Source organism: Streptomyces sp. SID5785 (assembly GCF_009870065.1).
In the GTDB taxonomy this organism is placed as follows: domain Bacteria; phylum Actinomycetota; class Actinomycetes; order Streptomycetales; family Streptomycetaceae; genus Streptomyces.
Window position 1 is genome coordinate 1 of sequence record NZ_WWIA01000337.1, and the last position, 8561, is coordinate 8561.

Consider the following 8561-nt stretch of genomic DNA (forward strand, 5'->3'; position numbering starts at 1 on the left):
TCGCACCGCCGCCCGGCCGCCGCACCGCACCCCACGACCAGGACTGGATCAACCGCGGCGCCCTCGCCTTCCTCGCCGAGGCCTCCGACCTCCTCGCGGGACAGCTCGACGAGGACATGGTCGCCGCGATCGTCGGCCAGCTCCTCGTCCCGCGGCTCGCCGACTGGTGCGCCGTCTGGCTCCACGACGAGGAGGGGCGCGGGCTGCCCGCGGGCGACCCGCTGACCGGCGCCGGGGACGGCCCGGGCCGCGGCACCGACCCGCACCCCGCGCCGCGGCTGGCCCGCGTCTGGCACACCCACGAGAGCCGCATCGAGGAGCTCACCCGGATCCTCGCGAAGGAGCCGCCGCGGCTCCCGGACGCCGCCCGCTCGGCGGCCGTGCCCGTGCCGTGGCCCGGAGCGGCCGGCGGCAGCGGCTCCGCGCTCGCCTACCGGCTCACCGCGGGCGGCCGCACCCTCGGCATCCTGCTCATCGGGCGCGCGGGCCTCGACTGCTTCCCCGACGAGGTGACCGGCCTCGTCGAGGACTTCAGCCGCCGCGTCGCGCTCGCCGTCAGCGCGGCCCGCCGCTTCACCCGGCAGGCCACCATCAGCCGCATCCTCCAGCGCGGCCTGCTGCCGAGCATCGTCGCCGACATCCCCGGCATGGAGCACTCGATCGTCTACGAGCCGAAGGAGGCGGGCGGCCCCGGCGGCGACTTCTACGACGTGTTCCCGGCGGGCGACGGCCGCTGGTGCTTCGCCCTCGGCGACGTCCAGGGCAAGGGCCCCGAGGCGGCCGTCGTCATCGGCCTGGCCCGCCCCTGGCTGCGCCTGCTGGCCCGCGAGGGCTACCCCGTCGACAAGGTCCTCGACCGGCTCAACCGGCTGCTCCTCGACGACGCCACCGAGGCCGCCGACGCCGCCGCCCGCGCACTCGCCGCCGCCGGCGGCCAGGGCGTCCCGCCCGAGGGCACCAGCTCCCGCTTCCTGTCGCTCCTGTACGGGGAACTGACCCCGGGCGACGACGGCACCGTCCACTGCACGCTGGCCTCGGCCGGGCATCCGCTGCCGCTGCTGATGCGGCCCGGCGGCGACGTCGTCACGGTCGCCACCCCGCAGGTGCTGCTCGGCGTCGTCGACGACCCCGACTACACCAGCGAGTCGTTCGACATGCGGTCCGGCGACACCCTCCTGTGCGTCACCGACGGCGTCACCGAGCGGCGCAACGGGGCCCGCCAGTTCGACGACGGCGAAGGCCTCGCCCAGGCCCTCACCGGCTGCGCCGGCCTCACCGCCCCGCTCCTCGCCGAACGGATCCGCCGCCTCGTCCACGCCTTCGCGGACAGCCCGCCCGACGACGACCTGGCGCTGCTCGTGCTCCAGGCGCAGTGACCCGCACGGGACCGGGCGCGGGGAGCACCGCGCCGGAGGCGGGACAATGGGTGCATGCCTTCCGCACTTCCCGACGGTGAGCCCGTGCCCGACGACGGGGCGCTGCCCGCCTCCGCCCTGGCCGACGCCGCGTCGCGGCCCCTCGGGTTCTATCTGCACGTCCCGTACTGCGCCACGCGCTGCGGCTACTGCGACTTCAACACGTACACGGCGACCGAGCTGCGCGGCAGCGGCGGCGTCCTCGCCTCGCGGGACAACTACGCGGACACCCTGATCGACGAGGTCCGGCTCGCCCGCAAGGTCCTCGGGGACGATCCGCGGCCGGTGCGGACCGTGTTCGTGGGCGGCGGGACGCCGACCCTGCTGGCCGCCGGTGACCTCGTCCGGATGCTGGCCGCGGTCCGCGACGAGTTCGGGCTCGCCGACGACGCCGAGGTGACCACGGAGGCCAACCCCGAGTCCGTCGACCCGGACTACCTGGCCGAGCTGCGGGCCGGGGGCTTCAACCGGATCTCGTTCGGGATGCAGAGCGCCCGGCAGCACGTCCTGAAGGTCCTCGACCGCACGCACACGCCCGGGCGCCCCGAGGCGTGCGTCGCCGAGGCGCGGGCCGCCGGGTTCGAGCACGTCAACCTGGACCTGATCTACGGGACGCCCGGGGAGAGCGACGACGACTGGCGGGCCTCCCTGGACGCCGCGATCGGGGCCGGCCCCGACCACGTGTCGGCGTACGCGCTGATCGTCGAGGAGGGCACCCAGCTCGCGCGGCGCATCCGGCGCGGGGAGGTCCCCATGACCGACGACGACGAGCACGCCGACCGGTACCTGATCGCCGACGAGAAGCTCGCCGCGGCCGGGTTCGCGTGGTACGAGGTGTCGAACTGGGCGACCACGGACGCCGGGCGCTGCCTGCACAACGAGCTGTACTGGCGCGGGGCCGACTGGTGGGGCGCCGGACCCGGGGCGCACTCGCACGTCGGCGGTGTGCGGTGGTGGAACGTGAAGCACCCCGGGGCGTACGCGGCCGCGCTGGTCGGCGGGGGATCGCCCGGCGCCGGCCGGGAGCTGCTCGCGGACGAGGACCGGCGCGTCGAGCGGATCCTGCTGGAGCTGCGCCTCAGGGACGGGTGCCCCGTGGACCTGCTGCACGAGGCCGGGGCGCGGGCCGCGCGCCGGCACGTCGCCGACGGGCTGCTCGACGCGGAGGCGTTCGGGGCGGGGCGGGCCGTGCTGACCCTGCGGGGGCGGCTGCTGGCCGACGCGGTGGTCCGCGACCTGGTCGACTAGACGGACCCGGCCGTCGGACCCGGCCCGTCGGACCCCGCCCCGGTCCTCAGAGCTGGCCCTGGTCCTGGTCCTCAGGGGCCGTGACGAAGTCGATCAGTTCCTCGACCCGGCCGAGCAGCTCCGGCTCCAGGTCCCTGTACGTGTGGACCCGGGACAGGATGTGCTGCCAGGCCTCCCCGGTGTGGGACACCCGCCACCCGAGCGCCCGGCACACGCCCGTCTTCCAGTCCTGCCCCCGCGGCACCCGCGGCCACGCCTCGATGCCCACCGAGGACGGCTTCACGGCCTCCCAGATGTCGATGTACGGGTGGCCGACGACCAGCGCGTGCTCCGTCGTGACGGACCGGGCGATGCGCCATTCCTTGCTGCCGGGCACGAGATGGTCGACCAGGACGCCGAGCCGCGCGTCCGGCCCCGGCGCGAACTCCGCCACGATCGCGGGCAGGTCGTCGACGCCCTCGAGGAACTCGACCGCGACGCCCTCGACGCGCAGGTCGTCGCCCCAGACCCGCTCGATGAGCTCGGCGTCGTGCTTGCCCTCGACGTAGATGCGCCCCGCGCGGGCGACGCGGGCGCGGGCGCCCGGGACCGCGACGGAGCCCGAGGCGGTCCGGGTGGGCCGCGCGGGTCCGCCCGCGCTCGGCCGCACCAGCGTCACGGGCTTCCCCTCGAGCAGGAAACCGCGCGGCTCCATCGGGAACACCCGGTGCTTGCCGAACCGGTCCTCCAGCGTCACGGTCGGCCCCTGCGCCGTCTTCTCGACACGGACCACGGCCCCGCAGAAGCCGGTCGTGACCTCCTCGACGACGAGGTCGGGCTCGGCCGGAACCTCGGTGGCCGGCCGGTTCCGCTTCCACGGAGGGGTGAGGTCGGGACTGTACTGGCGCATTGAGCAGACGATAAGAGAAGTGCCCGTGGTCCTCCTACGACACGCCGAAACGTGCGGCCAGCTCCGCCCGCTGCGCCCGGAGGAACCCGGCATTCACCACAGAACCGTGCCCCGGCACGTACGCCGCGTCCGGTCCGCCGAGCGCGAGCAGCCGGTCCAGCGCGGCGGGCCAGTGCCGGGGCGCCGCGTCCGGCCCGGCCTGCGGCTCGCCCGACTCCTCGACGAGGTCCCCGCAGAAGACGGTCTCGCGGGTGCCGGGCACGCACACGACGAGGTCGTGGCCGCTGTGCGCGGGGCCGATGTTCGCGAGGAGCACCTGGACGCCGCCGCCCAGGTCGAGGGTCCACTCGCCGCACACCCGGTGGTGCGGGGTGACGAGGAGTTCGGCCGCCTCGGCCGCCGCCGCGGGGTCGACGCCCTGCCGCACGGCGTCGGCGCACAGCTCGTCCCGGGCGCCCGGGTGCGCGAACAGCGCGTCCATGCCCACGGCCCCGTACACCTCGGCGCCCGAGAAGACGGCCGTGCCGAGCACGTGGTCGAAATGGGGGTGAGTGAGCGCGATGTGCGTCACGCGCGCGTCGCCGCCGAGCAGCCGCCGTACGTCGGCCCGCAGCCGGGCGCCCTCGCGGAGTGAGGATCCTGTGTCGATCAGCAGCGCGGCGCCGTCACCGACGACGAGTCCCGTGGTGCAGTCCCAGCCCGGGAGCCGGACCCGGCCCACGCGCGCGGCCAGTTCCTCCCAACCCGTCCCCGCCCAGTCGATACGTTCCATGACCTCGACGCTAGCGCTCTTGCTCGGGGCGTACCCACCGGCCGTACACTGACCCGGGGACGATTGGCACTCGCGCGCAGTGAGTGCCAAAAGTGCCGCAGGGACCAGAGAACAGAGTGCGAAGCGGATCGTCACTGGAGGTGTGCGCCGATGCTCAGTGAACGCAGGCTCGAGGTGCTGCGCGCCATCGTCCAGGACTACGTCGGCACCGAGGAGCCGGTCGGCTCCAAGGCGCTCACCGAGCGGCACCGGCTGGGCGTCTCCCCGGCCACGGTGCGCAACGACATGGCGGCGCTGGAGGACGAGGGATACATCGCGCAGCCGCACACCAGCGCGGGGCGCATCCCGACCGACAAGGGCTACCGCCTGTTCGTCGACAAGCTCGCCGGAGTCAAGCCGATGGCCGCGCCCGAGCGGCGCGCGATCCAGAACTTCCTGGACGGCGCCGTCGACCTCGACGACGTCGTGGGGCGCACGGTGCGGCTGCTCGCGCAGCTGACCCGGCAGGTCGCGATCGTCCAGTACCCGTCCCTGACCCGGTCCACCGTGCGCCACGTCGAGCTGCTGTCGCTCGCGCCCGCCCGTCTGATGCTCGTCCTGATCACGGACACCGGGCGGGTCGAGCAGCGGATGATCGACTGCCCGGCGCCGTTCGGCGAGACGTCGCTGGCGGATCTGCGGGCCCGGCTCAACAGCCGGGTGGCGGGCCGCCGGTTCGCGGACGTGCCGCAGCTGGTGCAGGACCTGCCCGAGGCCTTCGAGACGGAGGACCGCGGCACGGTCTCGACGGTGCTCTCCACGCTGCTGGAGACGCTCGTCGAGGAGACCGAGGAGCGGCTGATGATCGGCGGAACCGCCAATCTCACCCGCTTCGGACATGACTTTCCCCTCACCATCAGGCCGGTCCTCGAGGCGCTCGAGGAGCAGGTCGTGCTCCTCAAGTTGCTGGGAGAGGTGGGGGATTCGGGCATGGCCGTACGGATCGGTCATGAGAACGCACACGAGGGACTCAACTCCACGTCCGTCGTGTCGGTCGGTTACGGTTCGGGCGGCGAAGCAGTCGCCAAGCTCGGTGTCGTCGGACCGACACGCATGGATTACCCGGGAACGATGGGAGCAGTACGCGCAGTGGCACGTTACGTCGGACAGATCCTGGCGGAGTCGTAAGTGGCCACGGACTACTACGCCGTACTCGGCGTGCGCCGCGACGCCTCCCAGGACGAGATCAAGAAGGCCTTCCGGAGGCTGGCCCGCGAACTTCACCCGGACGTGAATCCGGATCCGAAGACGCAGGAGCGCTTCAAGGAGATCAACGCCGCCTACGAGGTCCTCTCGGACCCGCAGAAGAAGCAGGTCTACGACCTCGGGGGCGACCCCCTGTCGCAGGCCGGCGGCGGCGCGGGCGGGTTCGGGGCCGGTGGCTTCGGGAACTTCTCGGACATCATGGACGCGTTCTTCGGGACGGCGTCGCAGCGTGGCCCGCGGTCCCGGACGCGGCGCGGCCAGGACGCCATGATCCGGCTCGAGGTCGAGCTGGACGAGGCCGCCTTCGGCACCACGAAGGACATCCAGGTCGACACCGCGGTCGTCTGCACGACGTGCAGCGGCGAGGGCGCGGCCCCCGGCACGTCCGCGCAGACCTGCGACATGTGCCGCGGCCGCGGCGAGGTCTCGCAGGTCACGCGGTCCTTCCTGGGCCAGGTCATGACCTCGCGGCCGTGCCCGCAGTGCCAGGGCTTCGGCACCGTGGTGCCGACCCCGTGCCCCGAGTGCGCGGGCGACGGCCGCATCCGCTCCCGGCGGACGCTCACGGTGAAGATCCCGGCCGGTGTGGACAACGGGACGCGGATCCAGCTCGCGGGCGAGGGCGAGGTCGGCCCCGGCGGCGGCCCCGCCGGTGACCTGTACGTGGAGATCCACGAACTGCCGCACCCGACCTTCCAGCGGCGCGGGGACGACCTGCACTGCACGGTCACGATCCCGATGACGGCGGCGGCCCTCGGCACGAAGGTGCCGCTGGAGACGCTCGACGGCATGGAGGAGATCGACATCCGGCCCGGGACCCAGTCCGGCCAGTCGATCCCGCTGCACGGACGCGGCGTCACGCACCTGCGCGGCGGCGGCCGGGGCGACCTGGTCGTGCACGTCGAGGTGATGACCCCGCAGAAGCTCGACCCCGAGCAGGAACGCCTGCTGCGCGAGCTGGCTCAGCTCCGCGGCGAGGAACGCCCCACGGGCCAGTTCCAGCCCGGCCAGCAGGGGCTGTTCTCGCGGCTGAAGGACGCCTTCAACGGTCGCTGACGGTCGAGGCCGACGGCTGTGTGTCGCCCCGCGCGGGAGGGTTCCGCGCGGGGCGATGTGCGTGGGTCGCGCAGCGGCCGGCGGGGGCCGGCAAGGTGCGGGACGGGGTGGCACATGCCAGGCGGAAGGGCCGATTCGGCCGTCCGGCGCCACCGTGGCACCATGCGCTCATGTCCTCCGCGCTGAACGATCTCTGCCCCCATCCGATCGTGCAGGCCCCCATGGCGGGCGGCGCCTCCTGCCCCGCGCTGACCGCTGCCGTGTCCGAGGCGGGCGGCCTGGGCTTCCTCGCGGCCGGGTACAAGACGGCCGACGGCATGTACCAGGAGATCAAGCAGGTCAGGGGGCTCACCTCGGGCCCTTTCGGCGTCAATCTCTTCATGCCGCAGCCCGAGATCGCGGACCGCGCCGCCATCGAGGTCTACCGGCACCAGCTCGCCGGTGAGGCCACCTGGTACCAGGCCGCGCTGGGGGACACCGACCGCGGCCTCGACGACGGCTACGACGCCAAGCTCGCCATCCTTCTCGACGACCCGGTCCCCGTCGTCGGCTTCACCTTCGGCTGCCCCACCCGCGAGGTCGTGCACGCCCTCCAGCGCGTCGGCACCCGTACCGTCGTCACCGTCACCACGGTCGAGGAGGCGCAGGCCGCGCAGGCCGCCGCCGCGGACGCCGTGTGCGTCCAGGGCGTCGAGGCCGGCGGCCACCAGGGCACCCACCGCGACAACCCCGAGACGGACGCGGCCGGTCTCGGTCTGCTGACCCTCGTCACCCAGGTCCGGGAGGCCGTGGGGCTGCCGATCGTCGCGACCGGCGGCATCATGCGGGGCGCCCAGATCGCCGCCGTCCTGACCGCCGGCGCCGATCTGGCGCAGCTCGGCACCGCGTTCCTGGTCACCCCCGAGTCGGGGGCGCCCACCCTGCACAAGGAAGCCATGACCGATCCGCTGTTCACCCGTACCGAACTCACCCGCGCCTTCTCGGGCCGGCCCGCGCGCGGGCTCGTCAACCGGTTCCTGCGCGAGCACGGACCGTACGCGCCCGCCGCGTACCCGCAGATCCACCACATGACGTCGCCGCTGCGCAAGGCCGCCGCGAAGGCCGGGGACCCGCAGGGCATGGCGCTCTGGGCGGGCCAGGGCCACCGGCTGTCGCGCGCCCTGCCCGCCGGGCAGCTCGTGGAGGTCCTCGCGGCCGAACTCGACGCCGCGCGCGCCGCGTCGGAGCGGGGTGCGGCATGACGGCGCCGGTGTTCGTGGTCGACGGGGCGGTCCCCGGCGACCGTCCGTACGTGCTGGACGGGGCCGAGGGCCGGCACGCGGTCTCCGTGAAGCGGCTCCGGGCCGGTGAGGACGTGGTGCTCACGGACGGGCTCGGGTGCTGGACCGAGGCCGTGGTCGTCGCGAGCGAGGGCAAGGACCGGCTGGTCGTCGAGGCCGGGCCGGTGCGCACCGAGGAGGAGCAGCGGCCCAGGATCACGGTCGTGCAGGCGCTGCCCAAGGGGGACCGCGGGGAGCTCGCCGTCGAGACGATGACGGAGACGGGCGTCGACGCGATCGTGCCGTGGGCGGCGTCGCGGTGCATCACGCAGTGGCGCGGGGAGCGGGGCGTGAAGGCGCTCGGCAAGTGGCGGGCCACCGCGCGGGAGGCCGGGAAGCAGTCGCGCAGGGTGCGGTTCCCGCAGGTTGCGGAGGCCGCCTCGACGAAGGAGGTCGCGCGGCTGCTCGGCGCCGCGGACCTGGCGGTCGTGCTGCACGAGGACCGGGACTGCGCGAGCGCCGCGCTGGCCTCCGCGGAGCTGCCCGCGACGGGGGAGATCGTGCTCGTCGTCGGCCCCGAGGGCGGGGTGTCGCCGGAGGAGCTGGCGGTCTTCGGCGAGGCCGGGGCCGGGACGTACCGGCTGGGCCGCAGCGTGCTGCGGACGTCGACGGTGGGG

The 8561-nt window shown here is 74.2% G+C and carries 8 protein-coding genes; 6 read left to right on the forward strand and 2 right to left on the reverse strand.

Annotated features, from left to right (window positions below; translation table 11 throughout):
* Both GTW43_RS10920 and hemW read left to right on the forward strand, forming a co-directional pair.
* Positions 1 to 1376: SpoIIE family protein phosphatase (locus tag GTW43_RS10920; protein WP_161301455.1), on the forward strand; the 1376-nt coding region annotated here is incomplete at its 5' end.
* A gap of 54 nt (positions 1377 to 1430) precedes the next feature.
* Positions 1431 to 2663 carry a radical SAM family heme chaperone HemW gene (gene hemW, locus GTW43_RS10925; protein ID WP_161301456.1) on the forward strand — a complete coding sequence of 411 codons (1233 nt, stop codon included), beginning with the start codon at positions 1431 to 1433 and terminating at the stop codon, positions 2661 to 2663.
* 46 nt (positions 2664 to 2709) lie between these two features.
* Here hemW and GTW43_RS10930 read toward each other — a convergent pair whose 3' ends face one another.
* Entirely contained in the window at positions 2710 to 3552 is an 843-nt protein-coding gene (locus tag GTW43_RS10930) for a DUF3097 domain-containing protein (protein WP_161301457.1), read from the reverse strand.
* A 34-nt stretch (positions 3553 to 3586) separates the two neighbouring features.
* On the reverse strand, positions 3587 to 4324 hold the full coding sequence (locus GTW43_RS10935) for an MBL fold metallo-hydrolase (protein WP_161301458.1): 738 nt from the start codon (positions 4322 to 4324) through the stop codon (positions 3587 to 3589).
* 150 nt (positions 4325 to 4474) lie between these two features.
* Here GTW43_RS10935 and hrcA point away from each other — a divergent pair, with 150 nt between their 5' ends.
* The 4 genes from hrcA to GTW43_RS10955 form a co-directional block, all read left to right on the forward strand.
* The gene (gene hrcA, locus GTW43_RS10940; RefSeq protein WP_161301459.1) at positions 4475 to 5491 is read left to right on the forward strand and encodes a heat-inducible transcriptional repressor HrcA; all 1017 of its coding nucleotides are present in this window, start codon (positions 4475 to 4477) and stop codon (positions 5489 to 5491) included.
* The gene (gene dnaJ / locus GTW43_RS10945) at positions 5492 to 6625 is read left to right on the forward strand and encodes a molecular chaperone DnaJ (RefSeq protein WP_161301460.1); all 1134 of its coding nucleotides are present in this window, start codon (positions 5492 to 5494) and stop codon (positions 6623 to 6625) included.
* A gap of 170 nt (positions 6626 to 6795) precedes the next feature.
* Complete coding sequence (locus GTW43_RS10950; protein WP_161301461.1) at positions 6796 to 7866, forward strand: nitronate monooxygenase; 1071 nt, start codon at positions 6796 to 6798, stop codon at positions 7864 to 7866.
* Positions 7863 to 8561 (forward strand): 16S rRNA (uracil(1498)-N(3))-methyltransferase (locus GTW43_RS10955; RefSeq protein ID WP_161301462.1); only part of this gene is annotated, 699 nt, incomplete at its 3' end. The genes GTW43_RS10950 and GTW43_RS10955, both read left to right, overlap by 4 nt.

Excerpts from the sequence above, each read along its gene's own strand:
- hemW (WP_161301456.1), top strand. The coding sequence starts at position 1,431 with ATGCCTTCCGCACTTCCCGACGGTGAGCCCGTGCCCGACGACGGGGCG.
- GTW43_RS10930 (WP_161301457.1), bottom strand. The coding sequence starts at position 3,552 with ATGCGCCAGTACAGTCCCGACCTCACCCCTCCGTGGAAGCGGAACCGG.
- GTW43_RS10935 (WP_161301458.1), bottom strand. The coding sequence starts at position 4,324 with ATGGAACGTATCGACTGGGCGGGGACGGGTTGGGAGGAACTGGCCGCG.
- hrcA (WP_161301459.1), top strand. The coding sequence starts at position 4,475 with ATGCTCAGTGAACGCAGGCTCGAGGTGCTGCGCGCCATCGTCCAGGAC.
- GTW43_RS10950 (WP_161301461.1), top strand. The coding sequence starts at position 6,796 with ATGTCCTCCGCGCTGAACGATCTCTGCCCCCATCCGATCGTGCAGGCC.